The sequence below is a fragment of the Microbispora siamensis genome (assembly GCF_016863095.1).
Lineage (GTDB): Bacteria > Actinomycetota > Actinomycetes > Streptosporangiales > Streptosporangiaceae > Microbispora > Microbispora siamensis.
The window spans coordinates 105,297-131,271 of sequence record NZ_BOOF01000032.1; the positions used below are offsets into that span (position 1 = coordinate 105,297).

Genomic DNA, 25,975 nt, shown 5'->3' on the forward strand with positions numbered 1-25,975 from the left:
GCAGTGATCGCCTCCTCCCGGCCCCTTGCGTACCTCACACCGGACGGAGCATCTCGGCCAGGGCCGTCTTGTCGATCTTGCCGACGGGAGTCAGCGGCATGGCCGCGACCTCCACCACCTGGTCGGGACTCTTATAGCTCGCCAGCCCCCGCTCCTTGAGGAAGGCGGCGAGCTCACGCGGGCCGGGAAGATCCCCCGCGCATACCAGGAACGCCACGGACCGCTCACCCCACCGCTCGTCCGGAGCGCCCACCAGGGCCGCGGCCGTGACCGCCGGATGCGCGAGCAGATGCTCTTCCACTTCGGCCGCCGCGATTTTCTCACCGCCGCGGTTGATCTGGTCCTTGACCCGGCCGACGACGACGAGATGCCCCGAGGGGAGCCGTCGTACGACGTCTCCGGTGCGGTAGAAGCCGTCCGCGGTGAAGGAGACACGGTTGTGCTCCTCCGCACGGTAGTAACCGCGCAGGGTGTACGGGCCACGGGTGAGCAACTCGCCGGCGACGCCGTCCGGCACCGGCATGCCCTCGGAGTCGACGACGAGGATCTCGTCGTCCGGGGAGATCGGGCGGCCCTAGGTGGTGCAGATGAGGGCCTCGGAGTCGTCCAGCCGGGTGAGATTGATGAGGCCCTCGGCCATGCCGAAGACCTGCTGGACCGTCACGCCGAGCGCGGGACCGAGCGCACGTGCGACGTCGTCGGGGAGCCGCGCTCCACCGACCTGGAGCACCTTGAGGCTGCTCAGGTCCGCGTCGCCGGACGCGGCCTCGTTCATCCAGTGCGGGACCAGGGGCGGCGTGAGCGAGGTGATGGTCACGCCCTCACGCTCGATGAGGGCGAAGGCGGTCTGCGGGCTCGGGTCGGGCGACACCACGACGGTGCCCCCGGCCGTGAGCGTGCCGAGCACACCCGGGCAGGCCAGGGTGAAGTTGAAGGCGATCGGAAGAACGGCGAGATAGACCGAGTCGTCGCCGAGACCGCAGATCTCGGCCGCGGCACGGGCGTTGTAAGCGTAGTCGTCGTGCGTGCGCGGGATGAGCTTGGGCAGGCCTGTGGTGCCCCCGGAGTGCAGGAGCAGGGCCAGGTCACCCGAGGCGGGCCCGCTTTCCTGCCGATCGGGCAAGATGCCGTGGGCGAGACCGCCCCGGGTTTCATCCAGGAGCTCGTCGAAGCCGGTGAACTGCCGGTGATGCCCGGGATCGCCGACCACGATCACGTGCCGTAGCGGACCGCCCTCAGACTGCCCGGCGAGCAGCTCCAGGAGCATCTCGCGGTGATCGAAGCGGGCGTGCCTGTCGGGGATTACGCAGGCCGAGGCGCCGGAGACGTGCAGCAGATGGCCGATCTCGGTGCGGCGATGCCCGGGCATGGCGTGCACCGGCACCGCACCGAGCCGCTGGAGGGCGAACCAGAGCAGGACGAACTCCGCGCGGTTGGGAAGCTGGACGACCACCCGATCGCCCTGGCGCAGCCCGAGCTGGCGCAGTCCCCGCGTCAGCCGGTCCACGTCGGCATCCAGGCCGGCGTAGGTCCAGCGGCGGTCACCGTCCACGAGAGCGGTCGTCGTCGGGCGCTCCGCGGCCCACGTGCGCAGCAGGTCGCCGAATGTCCGGCCGCTCCAGTGGCCCCCGGCGCGATAACGCTCCGCGAACGCGTCGGGCCAGGCCGGATGGGTCGTCGTCATGGTGATCCCTTCTCGAGTTCCGATCCGCGGTAGCGCGTGCTCGGGTTCTGTGTCTAAGATCAGGCGTGAAAATGATAACCATTTTCATACCATGACGCTGGATGCCCGTCTCGGACGGCCAAACGGCGAGAACCGCGCGAAACCCAGAGCACGACCCGAGGGGTATTCATCCGTGAGTGACGAGCAGTCCGTCATCGAGCACGCGTCGGACCATCCCGATTCGCCACCACCCACCGGAACGCCGGCGTTGGACGACCTGCGCGCCACGGTGGCCCAGGCACTGAAACTGCCCGCTGACGAGATCGGCGAGGAGCGCGACCTCTTCGAGATCGGTCTCGACTCCCTCACTCTGATGGGGCTCGTCGGCGCCTGGCGCCGCCGGGGCAGCGCCGTCACCTTCCAGGACCTGGTCGAAGAACCGACGCTCAGCGCCTGGTCGGCCGTGCTGAGGCGGGAAGCGCAGCGGCGGGAGTCACCCGTCCCGCCGCCCACTGTCGGGCAGGCCCGCGAGGACGACGAGAACGCGCCGTTCCCTCTGGCGACCATGCAGCACGCGTACTGGATCGGCCGGCAGGACGGTCAGCCCCTCGGCGGGGTCGCCGCTCACTTCTACGTCGAACTCGACGGCACGGGGGTCGACCCCGAACGGCTCGGCGTCGCCCTGCGGGCCCTGACCGAACGCCACGGCATGCTGCGGGCCCGGTTCGAGGACGACGGCCGTCAGCGCGTCGGCGACGCCACGGGCGGCCTCGTCGTGCACGACCTGCGGGATCAGGCACCGGACGACGTGGCGCGGACGCTGGAACGGCTACGCGAGCAGCACACCCACCGGCGGCTCGACATCGCCGCCGGGCAGGTGTTCCAGGTCTCCCTGTGCCTGCTGCCCGGCGGGAGCACCCGGCTTCAACTGGACCTGGACATGATGGCCGGAGACGCCATGAGCCTGCGCGTCCTGCTCGCGGACCTGCGGCGGTTCTACGAGCGTCCTGGCGAGTCGCTGCCCGCCCTGACCCTCGACTACCGGCGATATCTCGCCGAACGCTCCAGGAACCGGAGCGCAGAACGCGAGCGCGCCGCGCGATGGTGGCGGGACCGGCTTCCCGAGCTGCCACGGGCGCCCCGGATGCCGACGACCGTCGACCCGCTGCGGCCGGTGTCGGCCGCCGACTCCGCGCTCACCCACTCGCGGCGGCTGCACCACTGGCTCGACCCCGACGCCAAGGCCGGGCTCTACGCCCGCGCGCGGGCGCGTGGCATCACCCCGGCCGCGGTGCTGGCCACCGCGTTCGCCGAGGTCATCGCCGCCTGGAGCGACAGCCAACGCTTCCTGCTCAACCTCCCGCTGTTCGACCGGGAGATGTTCACACCCGACGTGGCCGGACTCGTCGGCGACTTCAGCAGCTCCATCCTGCTCGACGCCGACATGCGCGCCGCGCTGCCCTTCGTCGAGCAGGCCCGGCGGCTCCAGGACGGCCTGCGAGAGGCGATCTCTCACGGTGCGTACGGCGGCGTCGAGGTGCTGCGCGACCTGGCCCGTGCCGAGGGCGGCCCGGTGCTCGCACCCGTCGTCTACACCAGCGCCATCGGTCTGGGCGAGATCTTCGCACCCGATGTGCAGGCGAGCTTCGGCCGCCCTGCCTGGATCATCTCCCAGGGACCACAGGTCTTCCTCGACGCCCAGGTGACCGAGCTCGACGGCGGCCTCCTGCTCAACTGGGACGTCCGCGACGGCGTCCTCGCCCCCGGCGTGCCGGACGCCGCCTTCGACGCCTACCGCCGGCTGGTCACCGGCCTCGTCACCACCGACGAGGCCTGGCTGCGGCCGGTCGAACCGATGCCGGCCGCCGACCTGCCGACGGTCCGCGCGGTCGCCGCGCTGCCCCCGGCTCCGCCGCCCGGCCACGCCGTGCACATCCCGTTCTTCCGGCTGGCCGACGAGCATGCCGCGGTGACCGCCGTCGTACGGGAGGACGGATCCACGGTGACCTACGGCGAACTGTCCTCCTCGGCGCGCAAGCTTGCCGCCCTGCTGCGCCGCCACGGTGTGCGGGAGGGCGACATTGTGACGGTCACCCTTCCCAAGGGGGCCGACCAGGTCACCGCCGTCCTCGGCGTGCTCGCCGCGGGCGCCGCCTACGCGCCCGTCGGCGTCGAGCAGCCGGCCGTCCGCCGCGCCCGCATCCACGAGGTGGCCGGCGCGTCCGTCGTCATTACCGACGACGCTCACGCGCACCTGTCGGCGGATGTGCCCGGGATCACCGTCGTCCGGCTGGCCGACGCGGAGGCCGAGGTGCCCGGGGGCGTGGCGCATCCCGGACCGGACAGTCCCGCCTACCTACTGTTCACCTCGGGGTCGACCGGCACGCCCAAGGGGGTGCTGGTCCCGCACCGCGCCATCGTCAACACCATCGAGGCGATGGGCGCCCAGTTCGGCGTCGGTCCCGGCGACAGCACGCTCGCGATCTCGGCCCTCGACTTCGACCTGGCGACCTACGACATCTTCGCCCCGCTGTCGGCCGGTGGGCGGGTGGTCGCCGTCGGCCAGGAGCACCGGCGCGACGCCCATCACTGGGCGCACCTGGTTCGCGAGCACGGCGTCACCATCGTCCAGTGCGTGCCCGCACTCCTGGACCTGCTGATGACGGCCGCCGCCGGCTCCGGGCTCGGCGACACGCTGCGCCTGGTCCTGCTCGGCGGCGACTGGGTCGGGCTCGACCAGCCGGCCCGGCTGCGGGCGCTCGTCCCCGGTTGCCGGTTCGTGGCGCTCGGGGGTGTGACCGAGGCGGCCGTGCACTCCACGGTCTTCGAAGTCACGCAGGTCGATCCCTCGTGGCGGTCCATCCCGTACGGCGTGCCGCTGCGCAACATGCGGGCCCGCGTCGTGGACGGACGCGGCCGGGACTGTCCCGACCACGTGCCGGGGGAGCTGTGGTTCGGCGGTCCCGGCGTCGCCACGGGCTACCGGGGCGATCCGGAGCGCACCGCGGACCGGTTCGTCGAGCACGACGGCGAACGCTGGTACCGCACCGGCGACCTGGCCCGTTACCGGCCCGACGGCGTGTTGGAGTTCCTCGGCCGCGCGGACCACCAGGTGAAGATCGGCGGGCACCGCATCGAGCTCGGCGAGGTCGAGGCGGCGATCGAGGAACATTCCGGCGTGCTGCATGCCGTGGCCGCCGCGGTGGAAACGCCTACCCGCCGTCTCGCCATCGCGGTGTCGCCGGTGGGCGACGAGTTGGACCCCGAGGCGGTGCGAGACCGGGCGGCGGAACGGCTGCCCGCCCACATGCTGCCCGATCGCATCCTGGTGCTGGACACGATGCCGCTCACCGGCAACGGCAAGCTCGATCGCGCAGCCGTACAGCGGGCCCTGGACGCCGCCGCCCGGGAACACCCCGCACGTTCGGAGGAGCCGGCCGGACCGGTGGAGACCGCGGTCGCCGAGGTGTGGCGCGAGCTCCTGGACGTCCCGCACGTGGGGCGCGGCGACAGCTTCTTCGCCCTCGGCGGCGACTCGCTGGTCGCCACCCGCATGATCGGCCGCCTGCGCGTCGCCGGTTACGCGGGCGCCCGCGTGGCCACGCTGTTCGCCAACCCGGTTCTGCGTGAGTTCTGCGCGTACCTGCGGGACGGGCACGAGCCCGACGACGCCACGCGGACGGTCATCACGCCCGATCGCCGTCACGCCCACGATCCGTTCCCGCTCACAGACGTACAGGCCGCCTATCACACGGGACGTGACCCCGGGTTCGCCCTCGGCGGTGTGGGGACCTGGCACTACAGCGAGTTCGACGGCGCGGACGTCGACCTGGAACGGCTCGGCCGGGCCTGGCGAACCCTCGTCGCACGCCACGACATGCTGCGCGCCGTCATCGAGGACGGCATGCAGACCGTACTGGAGACCGTGCCTCCGTTCGTGATCGAGTGCGAGGAAGCGGACGCGTCCCGAGCCGGCCGCGCCCTCGCCGCGCTGCGCGAACGCATGTCCCACCAGGTACGCGACCCGGCGAGATGGCCGCTGTTCGACATCGCCGCCGTCCGATACCCGGGCCCCGAGGGAGAGGTCCGCACGCGCGTCGCCGTCGGCCTCGACTACCTCGTGCTGGACGCGCTGTCCATCACGAACCTGTACGCCGAGCTCAACGCGCTCTACGCCGATCCCGAGGCCGAGCTGCCCCCCATCGGCCTGTCGTTCCGCGACTACCTCACCCAGCTCCCGGTCGATCCCGCGTCCGTGGAGCGGGCCCGATCTCACTGGGAGAAACGACTGGAGGAGCTGCCGCCCGCCCCCGCGCTGCCGTTCAGCCGGGATCCGGGGCACGGCGGCCCCGGGACAGCGATGGGACCGCCCCGGTTCACCCGAAGGCAGCTGCGCCTCGACGCGGCGCGCTGGCGGCGCATCAAGGATCGGGCGGTGCTACATGGCTTGACCCCGTCCACCGTCCTGCTCGCGGCGTACGGGGAAGTCCTCGCGACCTGGAGCGGCTCCGAGGCGGTCACCGTCACCCTCACGCTGTTCAACCGCCGCGACGTGCACCCGCACGTCCATCGCGTGCTCGGCGACTTCACGTCCCTGTCGCTGGCCGCCTACCACCGGGACGAGGTCGGCTGGCTGGCGGCGGCCTCCGCCCTTCAGCGGCGGCAGGCCGAGGACCTGGACCACCAGGACGTGCCGATCGCGTGGCTGCTGCGGGAGTTCGCCCGCCGCGCCGGCACCGTGGACGCCGCCGCGCCGGTGGTGTTCACCAGCGCGCTTGGCGTCGGCGACGCGGGACTCGCCGACCCCGCCAAGGGCTTCCCGATGAAGGTGTGGGGAATTTCCCAGTCGCCCCAGGTCTGCCTGGACAACCAGGTCACAGAGGAGTCCGGCGAGCTGGTCGTGACGTGGGACGCCGTCGAGGAACTGTTCAGTGAGGGCGTGCTGGACGCCATGTTCGCCGCCCACACGCGGCTGCTCCACCATCTGGCCGACGGCGACTGGGAGGCGGCCCTTCCCGACCTGCTCCCGGCGTCCCAGCGGGAACGGCGCGCCGCGGTGGCTCTGGAAGGGCAGGGCCAGCCCATCCCGCCGCGGTTGCTCCACGAGGCCTTCTTCACGCACGCGACCTCGAAGCCGACGCGGGTCGCCCTGGTCACCGCCGACGGCGCCACAACGTCGTATGGCGCGCTCGCGGACGGCGCGCTGCGCATCGCCGCCGCCCTCCGCTCGTACGGCATACGCGACGGCGACCTCGTCGCCGTCGCCCTCCCCAAGGGGCCCGACCAGGTCATGGCGGTGCTGGGCGTCCTCGCGGCCGGAGCGGCCTACGTGCCGATCGGCCTCGATCAGCCCGCGGAGCGGCGCGACAGGATGCGGGCCGCCGCGGGGATTCGCCTCACCATCGGGCCGGCCTCGCCCGGGGAAGCCACGTCGCAGACCGCCGGGCACCGAGTGCTCTCCCTCGGGGAGGCGCTGGAGCATTTTCCCCTGGATGGGCCCGCGCGACCGCCGGTCCACACGATCGCCTACGTGATCTTCACGTCGGGCTCGACCGGCGAACCCAAGGGAGTGCGGATCACGCACGCCGCCGCCTGGAACACCGTCTTCGACGTCAACGCGCGCCACGCCGTCGGCCCCGCCGACCGAGCGTTCGCGCTGTCCGCGCTCGACTTCGACCTGTCGGTCTATGACATGTTCGGCCTGCTGTCGGCGGGCGGCTCCCTGCTGATCCCCGGTGACGACCTGCGGCGCGAACCCGCCAAGTGGCCCGACCTCGTGCGCCGGCATGGCGTAACGGTATGGAACACGGTGCCGGCGCTCCTCGACCTCCTTCTGGAGGCCGAGGAGCACGCCCCAACCGAGGCACTGCGCGGCCTGCGGGTCGCGCTGATCTCCGGCGACTGGATCGGTCTCGACCTGCCGGGGAGGCTGCGCGAGCGCGCACTCCGGTGCCGGTTCGTCGCGATGGGAGGCGCGACCGAGGCGTCCATCTGGTCCAACACCTTCACTGTGGAGGAGGTGGACCCGAGCTGGGCGTCCATCCCGTACGGGCGCCCGCTGACAGGGCAGCGTTACCGGGTCGTCGACGGCGGCGGCCGCGACTGCCCCGACTGGACGGCAGGGGAACTCTGGATCGGCGGCGCCGGACTCGCCGACGGATATCAGGGCGACCCACGGCGAACGGCGGAGAAGTTCGTCGTGCGGGACGAGGAGCGCTGGTACCGCACGGGAGACCTCGGCCGTTTCCGGCCGGACGGGCTCATCGAGTTCCTCGGCCGGATGGACACCCAGCTGAAGATCGCCGGGCATCGGATCGAGGCCGGCGAGGTCGAGGCGGTCGCCGAAGCCCACCCGGACGTCTCACGTGCCGCGGTGGTGGCCGTGGGGGAACGCACCGCCCGGCGGATGGTCGCCTTCGCCGTCGTCCGCGACGATGCGGACGGTGCTCCGGACCGGGACGGCTCAGCTGCCCTTGCCGACGGGCTGTACGCCTGGTTCGGCGAGCACCTGCCCGCCTACGCCGTCCCCTCCCAGGTGCTGACGCTGCCCGCCCTGCCACTGACGGCCAACGGCAAGGTCGACCGCAACGCCCTGACTGCCCTGGCCGTGCAGGAGGCGCGGTCCACTGGCGCCGAACCTCCCCAAGGAGAGGTCGAAACCGCTCTGGCCGAGCTGTGGGAGGCCCGGCTGCCCGGCGCGGCACGAGACCGGAACGCCAACTTCTTCACCATCGGCGGGGACAGCCTGTCCGCGATCCGCCTTCTCGCCGCCGTGGAACGACGGTTCGGGGCCGGCGTCCCGATCCGCAGGTTCCTCGCGGCACCGACCATCGCCGCCCTGGGCGCCGAGATCACCAAGACCCTGGCCGCCGGCGCGGCCGAGACCGAAAGCGGGGAGCTGTGACCATCACCGAGCTGCTGGCCCGGTACGCACGTGACGGCGTTGACCTGTGGGCGCAGGACGGCCAACTGCGGTTCCGTGCGCCGAAGGGTTACCTGACCGAGGAACGGCGCGCGGAGCTGCGCTCGCACAAGGACGCGATTCTCCGCCACCTGGCCGAGACGGAGGAAGCCGCCACGCTTCGCCACGACAAGGCCACGCGTCACGACGCCTTCCCCCTGACGAGCGTCCAGGCCGCCTACCTGATCGGCCGGGCTGACGCCTACGCGTACGGCGGCGTCGCCTGCCACGCCTACGTCGAGCTGGATTACCCCGAACTCGACGAGGAGCGGGTCGCCGCGGTCTGGCGGAGCCTCATCGCACGACACGACATGCTGCGCGCGGTCGTCCACACCGACGGCTACCAGCGGGTCCTGCCCGAGGTGCCCGACCTGATCGTCACCACCACGCACACGGCCGAAGCGTCGCAGGCCGAGGCGGCCCGTAGGCAGACCCGTGCCAGGATGTCGACACGCCGGAGCCCGGCCGACCGGTGGCCGCTGTTCGACGTGCACATCACGCGCGGACCCGATGGGGCGGTCCTGCACCTGTCGTTCGACATGCTCGCCGTCGACCATGCCAGCGTGCGGATCCTCCTCGCCGAGTTCCACGCCCTGTACGAGGGGAGCGCCGACGAGCCGGCGCCGCTCGCCGTGACCTTCCGCGACGTTGTGCTCGCCCGGCGGGCCCTCGCCGACACTCCCGCGTACGCCCGCGACCGGGAGTACTGGACCGGACGGCTGGAGTCTCTCCCGCCCGCTCCGGAACTGCCGCTCGCCGAGCCCTGGGCCGCCGCCGACCGGCCCGCCGATGGCAGTGTCCGGTTCCGCCGTCTGGAACGCCGGCTGCCTGCGGCCGCCCGGCAACGCCTGATCCGGCGCGCCGCCGAGCACGGCCTGACCCTGCCGACGGTGCTCCTCACCGCGTACGCCGAAGTCGTCGGCCGCTGGTCGCGAGGCGCCAGGTTCACCCTCAACGTCCCGACGGTCGACCGCCCGCCGCTGCATGAGGACATCGACCGGATCGTCGGCGACTTCACCACGCTCGAACTGCTCGAAGTGGACCTGACCGAGCCCGTCGCCTTCGCCGAGCGGGTGCGGGCCGTCGGCGCCCGCCTGCTCGAAGATCTGGAGCACACCCTGTTCACCGGCTCCGAGGTGCTGGCTGAGCTGTCCCGCCGGGCCGGCGCGCCGGTGCTGATGCCGGTCGTCTTCACCAGCGCCCTCGGGACGGCCGCACCGGCCGGGAAGCCGCCGGAGGTCTCCTACGCGATCACCCAGACCCCACAGGTGTGGCTGGACTGCCAGGTCATGGAGCGGGGCGACACCCTCGTCCTGTCCTGGGACCTCCGCGACGGCGTCCTGCCCGACGGTCTCGCGGACGACATGTTCGAGAGCTACGTCGCCCTGGTGGAGCTCCTGGGCGCGGAGGGCGGCGAGGCGGTCGACGCGTGGCGGGCCCCGGCCCGCGTCGAGCTGCCCCCGGCCCAGGTCGCGCGGCGGGCCGAGGTGAACGCCACCGATGGTCCGCTGCCGGAGGCGCTGCTCCACGAAGCCTTCCTCGCCCGGGCGGTGTCCGCCCCCGGCGCGACCGCCGTGGAGACGCCGAACCGCACGCTGACCTACGGCCAGCTCCTCGGGCGGGCGGCGGTGGTCGCGGATCAGCTGGCCGCGGCGGGCCTGCGCCCCGCCGAACCGGTGGCCGTGTGGATGGACAAGGGCTGGGAGCAGATCGTCGCCGTGCTCGGCACCCTGCTGGCGGGCGGCGCCTACCTGCCCGTCGACACCGCGCAGCCCGCTGCCCGCCGCGACACCATCCTCGCCGACGCCGCGGTGCGGATCGTGCTCACCCAGTCGTGGCTGGCCGAGCTCGGCGACCTGCCCGCCGGCGTGTCGGCCGTTGTCGTGGACGGGCTGCCGGAAGGCGCCCTGTCCCACACCGCGCCCGTACGCCGCGTGGCACCCGACGACCTCGCCTACGTCATCTACACCTCCGGCTCCACCGGCACGCCGAAGGGGGTGATGATCAGCCACCGGGCCGCGCTGAACACCGTCGAGGACATCAACCGCCGCTACGGCGTCAACGCCGACGACCGCGTGCTCGGCATCGCCGGTCTCGGCTTCGACCTGTCGGTCTACGACATCTTCGGCCCGCTGTCGGCCGGGGGCGTCCTCGTGCTGCCGGACGCGGCACGCCGCGGCGACCCCTCTCACTGGGCGGAGCTCATCTCCGACCGGGACATCACGGTATGGAACTCGGTCCCCGGCCAGATGCAGATGCTCTGCGACTGGCTGCGCTCCGAGCCCCCGAGCGACGGCCAGACGCTGCGCCTGGCCATGCTGTCCGGGGACTGGATCCCGGTGAGCCTGCCCGACGAGGCGCGCGCGCTCCTCCCCGGCCTGCGGGTCGTCTCGCTCGGCGGCGCCACCGAAGGCTCCATCTGGTCGATCGCCCACCCCGTCGACGAGGTGGACACCGCCAGGCCCAGCATCCCGTACGGCAAGCCCCTGACCAACCAGTACTTCACGGTGCTCGACCACGCCATGCGGCCCCGGCCCGACTGGGTCACCGGGGAGCTGTACATCGGCGGCGCCGGAGTGGCCATGGGCTACCTCAACGACGACCTCCGTACGGCCGAGCGCTTCGTCACCGACCCCGCCGGCGGTGCGCGGATCTACCGCACCGGCGACCTCGGACGTTACCTTCCGGACGGGACCATCGAGTTCCTGGGCCGCGAGGACGCCCAGGTGAAGATTCGCGGCTACCGGATCGAGCTGGCCGAGGTGGAGGCGGCCGTGCAGGCACACCCGGCGGTCGCCGCCGGGGCGGTCGTCGTCGACGACTCGGCCGCCGGTGGACGCCGCTTGGCGGCGTTCGTCGAGACCGCGCGCCGCGACCCCGGCGCCTCCGGATCCCGGGCCGCCGCCCGAGTCCACGAGGCCGCGGCCGACGCCGTACGGCGCGCCTCCGCGGAGGTCGACGCCGAACGACTCGCCGCCTTCCTCGACGCGCTCGACGAGGTCGCGCTCTCGGTGATGACCCGGGTGCTCGTCGGGGCCGGGCTGTTCGCCGACGGCGCCGCGCACACGGCCGACGAGGTGTGCGCGGCTTTGCGCTCGACTCCCCGTCACCGGCACATCGTGCGCCGCTGGCTGCGTGTGCTCGCCGGCCGGAGCCGCCTGAAATTCGACACTGGCACCGGAGCCTTCGGCCTCTTACATGTCGCCTCCGCCGAGGAGCTGGACGAGGCCTGGCGGCGGGCGGCCGACCTGGAACGCGAGGTGGGCTGGAGCACCGAGTTGCTCGAGGTGATGCGCACCTGTGCCGATCGGCTCGCCGACCTGGTGGCCGGCGACGTCGACATCCGCACGCTGCTCTTCCCCGGGGCCGGCACGGACGCGGCCGACGCGGCCTACCGCGACAACCTGGCCATCAGGCACCTCAACCAGGCCGTCGTGGCCGCCGTCCGGCAGATCGCCGCGGGCCACGCGGGGGAGGAGCGGCTGCGCGTCCTGGAGGTGGGCGGCGGCGTCGGTGGCACGACCGGCGAGCTCGTGCCGGCGCTCGCGGAGTTCGGCGTCGACTATCTGTTCACCGACTCCTCGGCGTTCTTCCTCAGCGAGGCGCGGGAACGGTTCGCTGACCATCCCTGGGTGCGCTACGAACGCTTCGACGTCGACGAGGACATCCGCGAACAGGGATTCGCGCCGAACTCCTTCGACGTCGTGGTGTGCGCCAACACGCTGCACGCGGCGTCCGACGCGGAGGCGGCGATGTCGCGGCTGCGTGAGCTGCTGGTGCCCGGAGGGTATCTGGTGTTCGTTGAGAACACCAAGGACGACCACGCGCCGCTGCTGGTGTCCATGGAGTTCCTGGAGGTCGCGGGGCGCACCTGGACGGACCTCCGCGAGCACACCGGGCAGTCCTTCCTCACCGCCTCGCAGTGGAGGGATGTGCTGGCCCGCCACGGCGCCGCGGACGTCGTCTCGCTCCCGGAGCCGGGCGACCCGCTGATCGCGACGGGCCAGGAGCTGTTCCTGGCCCGGATGAAGACCGACCGCGTCCATACGACCATCGGAGAACTCGCCCGCGGCGCGTCGACCCGGTTGCCCGAGTACATGGTCCCCTCGGTGTGGCAGATCGTCGACGCGCTTCCCCGCACCGCCAACGGCAAGACCGACCGGGCCCTGCTGCGCTCCTGGCTGCCCCGCGACGCCGCTCAGGCCGCTCCGCCCGCCGACGACCGGCCGATGGACGAGCTGGAGAGCAGGCTCGCCGAGCTGTGGGCGGAGCTGCTCGCGACGGAGCACGTCGGCCGCACCGACGACTTCTTCGCGCTGGGCGGGGACTCCCTGCTCGTCGCCCGCATGGTCGGCCGGCTGCGGGAGCGCATCCCTCAGGCCGCCGAACTGGAGTGGGAGCTCGTGCTCCGCCACATGCTGCGACAGCCCACGGTGGCCGGGCTCGCCGCGTTCCTGCGCGGCCTGACCGGCGAATCCCCGGCTGCCGGGTCCGAGGGACCGCGCGACCCCGTCATCCACCTGCACGGCGCCCGCTCGGCCGACGAAACCACCACGGTCCTGGTCCACGCGGGCACCGGGACGATCATGCCGTACCGGGCGCTGATCACGGAGATCAGGCGCCGCTCCCCGGGCGTCGCGAACGTCGTGGGTGTGGAGGTGCCCGAGCTCGACGGCTACCTGGCCGCCCCGCCCGAGGGACTCATCGAGCGGCTCGCCGCCGACTACGCCCGCGCGCTCAAAGTGGCCGGCGGCAGCCGCTTCCACGTCGTCGGCTACTGCCTCGGCGGCCTGATCGCGACCGAGGTCGCCCGCAACCTGGCCGAGTCGGGCGCGCAGGTGGAGACCCTGACGGTGATCAGCAGCCACAGCCCCCGATTCCGCCTCGACGACGAGCTACTGTCGGAGTACGCGTTCGCCGTCATGATGGGCATCGATCCGGCCGACCTCGGTTTCCCCGGTGACCAGCACCGGGTGGCCGCCGCCGCGGACGCCGTTCTCGCCGATAGCCCCGGTGTCCTGCCCGACGGCGGGCTCGCCGCCCTCACCGGTGAATTCTCCGACGTCGCCGAGCGGTTCCGCGCTCTCGCCGAAGTGCCGCGCGCCACCCGCATCGCCCGGATGTGCGAAGCAGTGCCCGCGTCCGCCGGGAATTACGAGCCGGACCACATGACCCGGCTGTTCTCCGCCTTCCGCCAGAGCGTCTTCGCCATCACCCGCTACAACGCCGAGCCGTACGCGGGTGACATCACCTTCCTCCGGCACGACGGGGCGTATCCCTTCCCCGGCAGCAAGGCCGCCGTCACCGAGTACTGGGATGAGCTGACGCTCGGCAACCTGGAGATCGTCGACATCGGCGGCGACCACTTCAGCTGCCTGTCGGTCGAACACGCCCCCGCGATCCTGAAGATCCTCGGCGAGCTGACCGGCGGGGCGGTGATCCGATGACGGGGCAGCGTGTCGTAGGGGTGCTGGGCGCCTCCGGAGCGGTGGGCCGGGCCGCCGTGCGCGAACTCCGGGACCTCGGCCACACCGCGCTGCGTCTCGGCGGCCGCCGCGTGGACGCGCTGCGGGAGGTGAACGACCACGACGGCCCCGTCGGCGACATCGTGCGGACGGATCTGGAAGACCCCCGGAGCCTGGCCGCCTTCGCCGAAGGATGCGACGTCCTGCTCAACTGCGCGGGCCCGACCTACCGGCTGAGGGCCACCGTGGCCTCCGCAGCGCTGGCCGCCGGAGCGCACTGCGTCGACGTCGCCGGCGACGACCCCGCTGCGGAGGACCTCCTCGCCGCGGGCGACCCCGCCGAGGACGGCAGGACCGTGGTCCTGTCCGCGGGTGCGCTGCCCGGACTGTCTGCCATCCTGCCCCGATGGCTTGCCCGGCAGGGATTCGACAGCGTGTCCGGGCTGGTCGCCTACTGCGGCGGGCTGGAGCCCTGCTCCCCGACCGTGGCAGTGGACCTGATGCTTTCGCTCACCGCCGGAGGCGCGGACGGCGCCGCCTACGGTGAGGCTCTGGCGGCCATCCGCGGGGGCCGGCGGGTCTCGCGGGCCCTGCGGGCCGTCGAGGACACGGTGCTCGACGGTTTTCCCGGTCGCGTGGCCGTACAGCCGTATCTCAGCGGCGAGACCGAGCGCCTCGCCACGCGTCTCGGGCTGGCCCGGGTGGACTGGTTCAACGTCCACCCGGGTCCCCAGGTCCACGCCGTGCTCAACCTTCTGCCTGCCCGCCTGGCCGCGGGCGCGGGGCTCGACGAGCTGGCCGACCGGCTCATCCTCGCGGCCGATCTCGACCTCGCCGGACGCACGCCCTTCTACGCGCTCGACTTCCGCATGACCGGGACGGAGGCGGGTGGACCGGCGCAGCGCCGCCTGACCGTGCGCACCGGGAGCAGTTACCGGCTCACGGCGGCCGTCGGGGCGCTGGCGGTGGACGCGGTGACGCGCGGAATCGTGCCACCCGGTGTGCACTTCGCCTGCGACGTGCTCGACCCCGAGGCCGTCGTCGCCCGACTCCGCGCCGACGTCGGCGAGAGGTTCGAGCTGTTCTCCGGTGCTTTCCAGGGGGAACTGGCCGGTGCCCTGGCTGAGGAAGGTGTGCTGTGAGCCGGGCCCTGCGAGTGGTCGTGTGCGGCACCAACTTCGGCCGCTTCTACGCCGAGGCCGTCCTGTGCCATCCCGGCTACGTCCTCGCCGGGATCGTCAGCCGCGGATCGGCCGCCTCCCGCGACCACGCACGCCGTCTCGGCGTGCCGCACTACACCCATGTCGATGAGCTGCCGGACGACGTGGACGTCGCGTGCGTCGTGGTCGGCTCGTCGATCTCGGGCGGGGCCGGCACCGAACTGGCGATGTCCTTGATCGGGCGCGGCATCCACGTCCTGCAGGAGCATCCCGTCCATCTCGCCGAGATGACGGCGTGCCTGAAGCTCGCCCGCCGCCACGGGGTGCAGTACCGCGTCAACACGCACTATCCGCATGTGGAACCGGTGCGCGCGTTCAGCGAGGCGGCCCGCAGGCTCGCCGGCAGGCAGCGGCCCCTGTTCGTGGACGCCGCCACCCCCGTTCACCTGATGCAGCCGATGATGGACATCCTCGGCCGGGCGCTCGGCTCGCTGCGGCCATGGGGGTTCGCCGACCCGCCCGTCGTGCCCGACCGGCTCGGCCCGCAGCCGTTCCGCACGGTGCAGGGCACGCTCGGCGGCGTGCCTCTGACGCTGCGCGTGCATCATCAGATGGATCCGGCGGACCGGGACAACCACGCCCTGCACTGGCATCGGGTCTCCATCGGCACCGAAGGGGGAGTGCTCACACTCGCCGACACCCACGGACCCGTGCTGTGGAGCCCCCGGTTGCATGTCGGACGAGACGCCGACCACCGGTTCGTGCTCGACGCACCCGACGCCGACCACCTTGACCTCACCACGACCTCGGTGATCGGCCATACCGGGACGTTCCGCGACGTGTTCGCGCAGCTGTGGCCGCAGGCCATCGCCCGTGCCCTCGATGGGTTCAAGGACGCGGTGGCCGAAGGGCGGGACGCGCTGGGCGCCGCGCAGTACGACCTCGCGGTGTGCCGCATCTGGTCGGACCTGGCCGCACGGCTCGGGCCGCCCGACGTCGTCCGCCCGCCCGCGCCCCGCCCTCTTCCAGCCGGGGAGCTGTTTCCCGATACCCTGCCGAACGGCCGGGGACCCGCCGCCTCATCAGGATCGACGCGGCCGGCGGACGGCGACACGCCGGCCCCCTACACGCCGTCCGCCGAGTTCTTCGACCTCGTGGCCGCCGAGCACACCGCCACCGCGAGCGCGGCGGCCGTCGCGGACGCGCTGTCCGACGTGGACCCGTCCGACGGGCCGGTGGTCGACATCGGCGCCGGCACCGGCCTGGTCACCGAGGCCGTCGCCCGGGCCCTGCCCGGCGTGGAGATCCTCGCCTGCGAGCCGGCCGTCGCCATGAGAGCCGTACTCACCAGCCGCGTCTTCAGCGACCCGTACCTGCGCTCCCGGGTGACGATCACCGCGGACGCGGCCCCCGAATTGGAGCTCCCCGACCGGATCGGCGCCGTCCTGCTGTGCGGCGTGCTCGGTCACCTGGACGCCGATCAGCGCCGGCGGCTCTGGGAGCGGATCCTGCCCCGGCTGTCCCCCTCCGGAGTCGTGGTCGTCGAACTCATGGGAGTGGACCACCCCCTGGTCCTCCCCGAGACCCGGCTGGCCACCGCCAGGGCCGGACACCACCGCTACGAATGGTGGTTGTCGGGCGCACCCGACGGCGCCGACACCACGAGGATGCGGCTGCACAGCGCCTGGCGGGTGTACCGCCACCACGACGACCGGGACCACGACGAACGGCCCTTGCGCGAGGTGCACGACTCCTATCACTGGATCCCCTTCGGGCTGAGCCAGGTCGCGGCGGAGTCCGGGCTCCACGCCCGGCCCCTGTCCACCCGGCCTGGTATGCCGCCGCTCGCAGTACTCACCCGCGCGCCGGCCACGACCTCCCGATGACCCTCCCGCCTGTCTACGGCAAAGGACAACCCATGAGCACGACCATCCCTACCGGTCCTTCCGGCTCGGGAAACCACGAGGACTCCGCGCCCTGTATGGCCCGGCCCCGCGACTTCCCCATACGGCGGGGTTGCCCATTTGCTCCGCCCGAGGACTACGCGCGCCTGCGCACCGAGGAGCCCGTCGCCCGGGTCACCCTGCCCACGGGACGCGAGGCCTGGGTGGTCACCCGCTACGAGGACGTGCGAGAACTCCTGGCGGATCCCCGCATCAGCGCCGACATCCGCCGCGCCAACTTCCCCGCGCTCGGCGAGGGCGAACAGGAGATCGGGGCGCGACTGCGGCCCTTCATCCGCACCGACGCCCCGGAGCACACGCGCTACCGCCGGATGCTGCTCCCCGAATTCACCGTACGCAAGACCCGCGCGATGCGGCCCGCCGTCCAGGCCATCGTGGACGACCTCATCGACGCCATGCTCGCGTCCGGGGGACCTGTCGACTTCGTGCCCGCCTACGCCAACGCCGTCTCCACCTCGGTCATCTGCGAGCTGCTGGGCATCCCCAAGGAGAACCTCGAGTTCTTCCGCGACGTCACCCGCATCTCCGGCTCCCGCAGCAGCACCGCCGAGCAGGTCGCCGAAGCGCTCGGCGGCCTGTTCACACTGATCTCCGACCTGGTGGCGCAGCGCCAGGAACAGCCCCGCGACGACCTGCTGTCCAAGCTCGTCGTCGACCACCTGCAGACCGGTGACATCACCCTGAACGAGCTGCTGTCCACCGTCGGCATCACCATCAACGCCGGCCGCGAGACCAGCACGAACATGCTGGCCTTGAGCGCACTCCTGCTCATCCGGCGCCCGGAACTGGCGCAGGAACTGCGCGCCGATCCCTCCCTCATGCCGGCTGCCGTCGACGAGCTCCTGAGGGTGCTGTCGATCGCCGACTCCATCCCGCTGCGGGTCGCCGCCCGGGACATCGAGATCTCCGGCCACGTCATCCCCGCGGACGACGGCGTCATCGGCCTGCTCGCCGGGGCCAACCACGACCCCGAGCAGTTCCCCGACCCCGGCCGCGTCGACTTCCACCGCCCGGACAACCACCATGTCGCCTTCGGCTACGGGATGCACCAGTGCATCGGCCAGCACCTGGCCAGGCTGGAGATGGAAGTCGCCCTGGGGACGCTGATCCGCCGCATTCCGACGCTCCGCCTGGCGGTGCCCTACGAGGAGGTCGAGTTCAAGCACGAGTCGGCGACGTTCGGCATCGAACGGATGCCGGTGACATGGTGAACGTCTGGATCTCCCGGGAAGACCGGGACGCACGAGCGGGCACGGGGCGGCTCGGGCCATGGCTCCGGTGCTGGAGCCCCCGCCCCACCGCCCGTCTGCGCCTGGTCTGCCTTCCGCACGCCGGAGGCGGCGCCAGCTCCTACCGGCCGTGGGCGGCACTGCTGCCGCCGCAGGTCGAGCTCCTCGTCGTCCAGTACCCGGGGCGGGAGGACCGCTTCGACGACCCCATGGTGGACGACATGGCGGATCTGGTCGCGGGGATCGCCGACGACCTGCGGCCGGTTCTCGACCGTCCATATGCGCTGTTCGGTCACAGCATGGGTTCGGCCGTCGGCTGGGAGCTTGCCCTAGAGCTGCGCCGGCGCGGGGCTTCCGAGCCGCGCCGGATGTTCGCCTCGGGCCGCGCGGCTCCGGGGACCGCGACCACGGGCGAGGTCCACCGGCAGCCGGACGAGGCCCTTCACAGGGAACTCGAGCGGCTCGGCGGCACCACAGGGGAGGTGCTGGCCGATCCCGGCCTGCGCGCGGTGGTGCTCGGGTGCGTGCGCAACGACTACCGCCTCATCGAGACCTACCGTCCTGAGCGCCACACTCCGCTGCACTGCCCGATCGACGTGTTCACCGGGGACGCGGACCCGGAGCTGCCGCCCGAGACAGTGAACGAGCGGGCCGGAGGGTGGGCGGACCTGACCACCGCGGGCACCGAGACGCGCGTGTTCCCGGGGGACCACTTCTACCTCAACCGCCGGCGACGAGAGGTGGTCGCGTCGGTCCTGCGCCGGTTGGACCCATCGCTTGCACCGAACGGTCAGACCTGGCCGAGCACCCCGTGACCGTCCGCCACGACCAGGAGCAACCGTGATCGACTACTACTCGCCGTCCGCCGAGTTCTATGAAATGGTCGCCACACGCCACACGGCCAGCAGCGGGCCGCCCCTCACCCGAGTGCTCGCCGACGTCGATGTCTCGCACGGGCCCGTGCTGGAGATCGGCGCCGGCACCGGCCGGATCACCGAGGTCATCGCCTCCGCGCTGCCCGAGGCGGACATCGTCGCCGCCGAGCCGTCCGCCACCATGCGCGCCGTGCTCACCTCACGGATCGCGCGCGATCCGGACCTGCGCCGCCGTGTCACCGTCGTCGACGGCTCGGCGCAGGACATGGAACTGCCCGAACGGCTCTCGGCGGTTGTGATCTTCGGGGTGGCGGGGCACCTGACCCCCGCCGAGCGGGGCTCGCTGTGGCGGCGGCTGTCCGACAGGCTGCCCGACGGCGGCCTCATCGTCGTCGAGCTCATGGGCGTGTCCTCGCCGCGTGTCATTCCGCCCGTGATGTCCCTGCGGGAGACCATCGGCCGCCAGACCTACGAGTGGTGGATCGGCGGCGAGCCCGCGCACGGAGACGCCATGCGCTTCACCACCACCTGGAAGGTGCTCCGGGACGGCCGGACCGTACGCGAGGTCGCCGACGACTACATCTGGCACACCTTCGATGTCGCCCGCCTCGCCCGTGAGGCCGGGATGACCAGCCGCCGCATCACCGAGGCGGCCGGGCAGGCCATTCCCGAGATCGGAGTTCTCGTCAAGTGATGCGAAAGCCGTCACATCCGGTCGCGAACCGGCCCTCCCCGCCGGACGACACTCCGCCGCCTCCGTTGCGCGGCATTCTCCGCCAAGTTCGGGGCCGCCTCATCACGGCCGTCGTCCTCCAAGCCGCCGCGGCGGTGGCCGGTGTCACTCCCTTCGTCGCCGTGGCGCGGATCGCCGTCCACCTCACCGGCGACTCCCGTCCCCAGGCCGACGACCTGTGGCCCCTGGTCACCGTGGCCTGTGTCTCCGGGCTCACCGCCCTCGTGCTGGGCTCGGCGGCGGGGTTCGTCAGCCACATCGCCGACAACGACCTGCAACTCGCCCTCCGCCGGCGGCTGGCCGCCCACACCGGCGGCCTGCCGCTGGGCTGGATCAGCGCCGGAGGCGCGAGTCAGATCAAGCGAGCCGTACAGGACGACGTCCGCGCACTTCACACGCTCGTCGCCCACACCCTGCTCGACGTTACGGCCTTGCTCGTCGCGCCCGCCGCGGCGCTGGTTTATCTGTTCGCCGTCGACTGGCGTCTCGCGCTGCTCAGCATCCTGCCGCTCGCCCTTGGCGCATACCTGTTCGGCCGGGCGATGTCCGGGGCGGCGGCCCAGATGGCCGAGTACGGCGCGGCACTCGGCCGGATTTCCTCGACCGCCGTCGAGTACGTCACCGGCATCGCTGTGCTGAAGACCTTCGGCCGAGGACGCAAGGGCCACGATCGGTTCCTCACGGCGACCGACGGTTTCGCCGACTTCTTCACCACCTGGGTCCGGACCACGCTGGTCACCTCCACCGGAGCCCTGCTCGTCGTCTCCCCGGTTCTCGTGCTGCTCCTGCTGGCCACTGCCGGGACCGTGCTCGTGGCCAACGGGTGGATGACCGGCGCGGACCTCGTCCCGTTCATGCTGCTGGGGCCCGCTGTCGCCGCCCCGATGAGCGTGGTCGGCACCCGGGTCCAGCAGATCAGGGCCGGCCAGGCGGCGGCGGCTCGGATCTCCGCCCTGCTCGGCAGGCCGGCCCTGCCGCAGGCCGACAAGCCCCTCACCCCAAAGGGGTCCCGCGTGTCGATGCGCGGAGTCTCCTTCTCCTACGACGGGCACATCGACGTGCTGAGCGGCGTCGATCTCGACCTCAAGCCCGGAACGATCACCGCGCTCGTCGGACCCTCCGGATCGGGGAAGTCCACCCTCGCCTCCCTGCTGCTCCGCTTCCAGGACGTCACGGCCGGGGCCGTGACTATCGGGGGCGTCGACGTCCGCCACATGTCATCCGCCTGCCTTTACCAAAATGTCGGCTTCGTCCTCCAGGACGTGCGACTGCTGCATGCCTCCGTCGCCGACAACATCCGTCTCGGCCGTCCCACAGCTACCGATGAGGAGGTCGAACGGGCGGCACGGGCCGCCCAGATCCACGACAGGATCGCCGCGTTGCCCGACGGCTACGCCACCGAGGTCGGAACCGGGGTCACCTTTTCCGGCGGGGAGGCGCAACGTGTCTCCATCGCCCGCGCTCTGCTGGCCGACGCGCCCGTGCTCGTCCTGGACGAGGCGACGGCGCATGCCGACCCCCACTCCGAGGCTCTGATCCAGACCGCGCTGTCTACGCTGGCCGCCGGCCGTACGGTCCTCGTCATCGCGCACCGGCTGTCGACGATCCGCCAGGCCGACCAGATCGTCGTGCTCGACGGCGGACGCGTCGCCGAGCGGGGCGGCCACGAGGAGTTGCTGGTCGCGGGCGGGCGCTACGCCTCCCTGTGGAAGGCACAGTCCACCGGACGAAATGCACAGTCCACCGGGCGAGACGAGACGGGTGAACAGGCGCCCGTTCCGTCTCCGGCCGGCCTCGGCCGATCCGACGACGCGCGAGAGGGAACCCCGCGATGATCCGTGATCTTCACCGTGTGCTCGGATCCGAAGGATCGGGCCTGCTGAACCGCCTTCTCGTCACGCAGGCCGGTGCCGCCGCCCTTCAGGGCGTCGCCTTCGCCCTCCTGGTGCCTCTCCTGCGGGCCCTGCTCGGTGACGCTTCCGGCGAGGCCTGGCCGTGGCTCACCGCCTTCGTGATCTGTTCGCTCGGGTATGCGATCTTGCAGGCGATCGGTCTCAGCCGCGGCTTCACCGCAGGCTCCCGGCTGTCTCGCGTGCTGCACCGGCGTCTCGCCGAGCACGCCCTGAACCTGCCTCTCGGCTGGTTCACGGCCGGGCGAGCCGCTGGCTTCAGCAGGCTGGCCGGGCAGGACGTCATCCAGGTGATGAACATGCCGGCCCACCTGTTGCGCCCGCTGATCACCTCGGTGCTGACGCCGGTCACCATCGTCGTGGCGAGCCTCTTCCTCGACATGCGGGTCGCGCTCGTGCTGGTGCTATGTGCGCCCGTGCTGCTGGCCGTCCACCTGTGGAGCACCTCCGTGGTGCGCAGGCTGGACGACGGCCGCGACGGCGCCATCGCGGAGTCGGCCGACCGCGTCCTGGAGTTCGTGCGGAACCAGTCGGTGCTGCGCGCGTTCGGCAGGACGGCCGAAGGCTACGGCGCGCTCGACGACGCCCTGGTGGGGGAGGCCCGGGGGGATCGCCGGCTCATCCAGCGCGGCACCCCGGGCCTCGTGTCCTTCGCCTTCGCCGCCCGGATGGTCTTCGCGCTGCTGCTGGCCCTGTCGGTGTCATGGACGCTGGACGGCTCCCTGGACGTCGCGACCATGCCCGCCCTGCTGGTGCTCGTCGGCAGGCTCACTGACAGCGTGTCCACCGCGGCCGATCTCGGTGCCGGGATGCGGATCGCGCGGGGCAGTCTCCTGCGGCTGCGCGCCGTGCTCGACACACGCCCCTTTCCCCGGCCTGCCGAGCCCCGGCTGCCCGACGGGGCCGACGTGGAATTCGATCAGGTGAGCTTCGACTACCCGCAGAACACGCCGGTGGGGCTGGGCCCGTCCGCAGGGCGGCGGGACCCGTTGCTCGCCAACGTGAGCTTCCGCATCCCCGAGCGCAGCATGACCGCGCTCATCGGCCCGTCCGGAGCCGGGAAGACCACGGTCGCCCGCCTGCTCGCCCGCTTCTGGGACACGACGGGTGGCACAGTACGCATCGGCGGCGTCGACGTGCGGGACATCTCTCCCGAGGATCTGGCCGCGTCGGTCTCGATCGTCTTCCAGGATGTCTACCTCTTCGAGGGCACGATCGAAGACAACGTGCGCATCGGCGACCCGGAGGCGAGCGAGGAGACACTCCACCGGGCGGCCACCCTGGCCGGACTGGACCAAGTGGTCCGGACGCTGCCCGACGGCTGGTCGACAGTGGTCGGAGAAGGCGGAACCGCCCTGTCCGGTGGCCAGCGCCAGCGTGTCGCCATCGCCCGGGCCCTCCTCAAGGACGCGCCGATCCTCGTGCTCGACGAGGCGACCGCCGCTCTCGACCACGAAAGCGAGGCGGTGCTGACCTCGACCCTGCAGGCGCTGGCCTCGCAGAAGACGCTGCTCGTCATCACACACCGGCTCAGCACAGTGCTCACCGCCGAGCAGGTGCTCGTCATGGAAGGCGGGCGGATCACCGAACGCGGCGTGCACGACGAGCTGATGGCCCTGGGCGGCACCTACGCCGCCTTCTGGGACCAGCGCAGCAGGGCCGAGGGATGGCGGTTGGAGCCCGCTCGATGAACCTGCCCACCCCGACAACGACGACCGGTGGCGCCGACGGTGTCCACATGACAAGGAGCACGACGATGAGTATCGAACCGGCCACGATGTGGGCGGACTGGGCACGAGCGGTGCCCACCCTCGGGCACTCGGTCGTCCACGACGCCCCCGACGACCCGGCCGCCGCGGCGGTACGGCTCGCGCGGGCCGGGCTCGACGAGGAACACGTGGTCTATGAGCAGGCCGGGATCTGGTATTTCGCCGCGGGCAGCGCCGTCACGCTCACCGTGGACGCGGTGCGGGTGGTCGCCCGTGCCCGGGGCCGCTCCTGGACCGTGCCTATTGACGGCCCGCCGCTGGACCTGGTCGCCGATGCGGTCGCGGCGCTGGGGCAGTCCGGCGCGGCAGACCTGTACGGGTGGGCCGCCTTCGAACTCGCCCACATGCTCCATGGCGACCCCGCCGAGGCGGGGACCGAGCCGCTCCTGCACCTCATCGTGCCCAGCGTCGAGGTCGCGCTGCGCCCCGGTAAGGCCGAGGTGCGCTCGATCGGCGACACCTGGACCAGGAAGGTCTGCGCCCTCCTCGCGGACGCGGCCGCGCCCGATGCCGAGGCGGCGGTGGCCCTTCCGGCGCTGCCCGACGCCGAGAAGCTCATCGCCGTGGGCGGGCCCGCCTACCGGCAGGCGGTCGCCCGCGGCGTCGCCGACATTCACGCGGGCCTCGTCGGCAAGGCCGTCCTCTCGCGGGCTGTGCCTCTGCCTCCGGGCGGCGTGCCGGACTTCGCCGCCTCCTACCTCGCGGGCCGCCGGGCGAACACCCCCGCGCGATCCTTCTTGCTGAAACTCGGCGGCTGGCAGGCGGCCGGCTTCAGTCCGGAGACCGTGGTCGAGGTCGACCCGAGCGGGCGCGTCTCCACCCAGCCACTCGCGGGGACCCGTGCTCTGGGGCCGGATCCGGAGGAGAACGAGCGTCTGCGCCGTGAGCTCCTCACGGATGCGAAGGAGGTGCACGAGCACGCGATTTCCGTACGGCTCGCCTGCGAGCAGATGGAGTCGATCTGCAGGCCAGGATCGGTGATCGTCGAGGAGTTCATGACGGTCAAGGAGCGTGGTTCTGTACAGCACCTCGCCTCCCGGGTCGCCGGGAGCCTGGAGGAGGCCGTCGGAACTTGGCAGGCGTTCGCGGCTCTCTTCCCGGCCATCACGGCCACCGGTGTGCCGAGAGCGGCCGCCCTCACCGCCCTGGCCCGGCATGAGGTGGAGCCCAGGGGGCTTTACGGCGGAGCGGTGTTCCGGGTGGGGACGGACGGCTCACTCGATGCCGCGCTGGTCCTGCGGACGCTGCTCGGCCGGGGAGCGCGCACCTGGCTTCGTGCCGGAGCCGGAGTGATGGGGCAGTCCGCCCCTGAGCGTGAATACGAAGAGACGTGCGAGAAGTTGCGGAGCGTTGTCCCGTATCTGCGCTTCCATAGCTTTTTGGGCGATTCTGACAATTTTTCCGGCCAGCTTTAACCGCAGTACGCAGTAATTGCGGTCATCCCGGGCCAGGGTCTGTCCGAATACGGCACGTCTGCGCGCCAAGCCACCGGGCGTGATGTCGGCTTACTCGTACGGCTCGCTCGGCTGCGGGATCTGCGTCACCCGGCCGGCGGTCATCTCCGGGGGCACGGTACCGTTCGGGATCTTGCGGGATCGTGGCGGGACCCAGGTGCCGGTCACCTCGACCCAGGTGTCGTCGGGCGGTGGAGCGGCGCCGAGCACGGCCACCTTGAGGGCGATGGCGTCGGCCGCGCAGCAGCTCATCTGCATGCGGGTGACGTACCAGCGGTCTTTCTTCTTCGACCGTACGACGAAGCCGGTCAGGCGGACCTTCTTGCCGGTGAGCGTGCGCTTGCGGAAGTCCCAGGCCCGGCCGATGAACTCGCCCACGGCCATCGGAGTGATCTTCTCGCCGGAGAGCGGGACGTAGGAGCCGGCCGTCGCCGGCGGCCGGATGGGCGCGTCCTCGCCACGAGCGGCGAAGGCGCCCAACGCGGGAGGCGCGATCAGGATGATCGCGAAGACGGGCAGGGAGAGCAGCCAGCCCACCTTCGGCGCCTGCGTGTGGTCGTGGCCCTCGGCGTGCTTCCCCCGCTGTTCGTGGACGTGTTCGTCGTGAGCGTTCGCGTACGGACGCCGCCACTCCTGGACGAGGCCGATGATCCCGAGGGCGAGGACGACCACCCCTGCGGCGAGCAGGAAGGGGCGGAAGCCGGGTTTCACGTAGTTGAGGTACGACCTGGTCAGGGCGGTTATCCAGAGCACGACGCCGCCGAGCAGGGTCAGCACGAGACTCTGGGACAT

General features: G+C 72.0%; 13 protein-coding genes. 10 read left to right on the plus strand and 3 right to left on the minus strand.

The genetic code is table 11. From position 1 onward, the window contains the following. Positions 1–34: 34 nt before the first annotated feature. Both Msi02_RS44615 and Msi02_RS26570 read right to left on the minus strand, forming a co-directional pair. Positions 35–523, minus strand: a complete 489-nt coding sequence (locus Msi02_RS44615) for an AMP-binding enzyme (RefSeq protein WP_373308310.1) — start codon at positions 521–523, stop codon at positions 35–37. 51 nt (positions 524–574) lie between these two features. Beyond that, on the minus strand, positions 575–1,684 hold the full coding sequence (locus Msi02_RS26570; RefSeq protein WP_373308311.1) for an AMP-binding protein: 1,110 nt from the start codon (positions 1,682–1,684) through the stop codon (positions 575–577). 172 nt (positions 1,685–1,856) lie between these two features. Between Msi02_RS26570 and Msi02_RS26575 the strand changes: the two genes are divergently transcribed. The 10 genes from Msi02_RS26575 to Msi02_RS26620 all read left to right on the plus strand — a co-directional run bounded on the left by Msi02_RS26575 (position 1,857) and on the right by Msi02_RS26620 (position 25,144). After that, positions 1,857–8,567 carry a non-ribosomal peptide synthetase gene (locus Msi02_RS26575; protein ID WP_239108722.1) on the plus strand — a complete coding sequence of 2,237 codons (6,711 nt, stop codon included), beginning with the start codon at positions 1,857–1,859 and terminating at the stop codon, positions 8,565–8,567. Continuing rightward, a complete protein-coding gene (locus tag Msi02_RS26580) occupies positions 8,564–14,071 on the plus strand; it encodes a non-ribosomal peptide synthetase (RefSeq protein WP_204050784.1) in 5,508 nt (1,835 codons plus the stop codon). Before Msi02_RS26575 ends, Msi02_RS26580 begins: the two co-directional genes overlap by 4 nt. Beyond that, positions 14,068–15,231, plus strand: coding sequence for a saccharopine dehydrogenase NADP-binding domain-containing protein (locus Msi02_RS26585; protein ID WP_204050785.1), 1,164 nt, complete (start codon positions 14,068–14,070; stop codon positions 15,229–15,231). The genes Msi02_RS26580 and Msi02_RS26585 overlap by 4 nt, the downstream gene beginning before the upstream one ends. Beyond that, positions 15,228–17,135 carry a Gfo/Idh/MocA family oxidoreductase gene (locus Msi02_RS26590; protein WP_204050786.1) on the plus strand — a complete coding sequence of 636 codons (1,908 nt, stop codon included), beginning with the start codon at positions 15,228–15,230 and terminating at the stop codon, positions 17,133–17,135. The genes Msi02_RS26585 and Msi02_RS26590 overlap by 4 nt, the downstream gene beginning before the upstream one ends. Positions 17,136–17,167: 32 nt before the next feature. Beyond that, positions 17,168–18,424: a cytochrome P450 gene (locus Msi02_RS26595; protein ID WP_239108723.1), complete on the plus strand. Its 1,257-nt coding sequence runs from the start codon at positions 17,168–17,170 to the stop codon at positions 18,422–18,424. Further along, positions 18,418–19,257, plus strand: coding sequence for a thioesterase II family protein (locus Msi02_RS26600; RefSeq protein WP_204050787.1), 840 nt, complete (start codon positions 18,418–18,420; stop codon positions 19,255–19,257). The genes Msi02_RS26595 and Msi02_RS26600 overlap by 7 nt, the downstream gene beginning before the upstream one ends. 25 nt (positions 19,258–19,282) lie before the next feature. Beyond that, positions 19,283–20,011, plus strand: coding sequence for a class I SAM-dependent methyltransferase (locus Msi02_RS26605; protein WP_239108724.1), 729 nt, complete (start codon positions 19,283–19,285; stop codon positions 20,009–20,011). Then, entirely contained in the window at positions 20,011–21,885 is a 1,875-nt protein-coding gene (locus tag Msi02_RS26610) for an ABC transporter ATP-binding protein (RefSeq protein WP_204050788.1), read from the plus strand. Before Msi02_RS26605 ends, Msi02_RS26610 begins: the two co-directional genes overlap by 1 nt. Positions 21,886–21,902: 17 nt before the next feature. After that, on the plus strand, positions 21,903–23,651 hold the full coding sequence (locus tag Msi02_RS26615) for an ABC transporter ATP-binding protein (protein ID WP_239108725.1): 1,749 nt from the start codon (positions 21,903–21,905) through the stop codon (positions 23,649–23,651). A 65-nt stretch (positions 23,652–23,716) separates the two neighbouring features. Beyond that, complete coding sequence (locus Msi02_RS26620; protein ID WP_204050790.1) at positions 23,717–25,144, plus strand: salicylate synthase; 1,428 nt, start codon at positions 23,717–23,719, stop codon at positions 25,142–25,144. Positions 25,145–25,234: 90 nt separating this feature from the next. On the opposite strand, the gene Msi02_RS26625 is transcribed toward Msi02_RS26620, so the two are convergent. Beyond that, positions 25,235–25,975, minus strand: a complete 741-nt coding sequence (locus Msi02_RS26625; RefSeq protein WP_239108733.1) for a TIGR03943 family putative permease subunit — start codon at positions 25,973–25,975, stop codon at positions 25,235–25,237.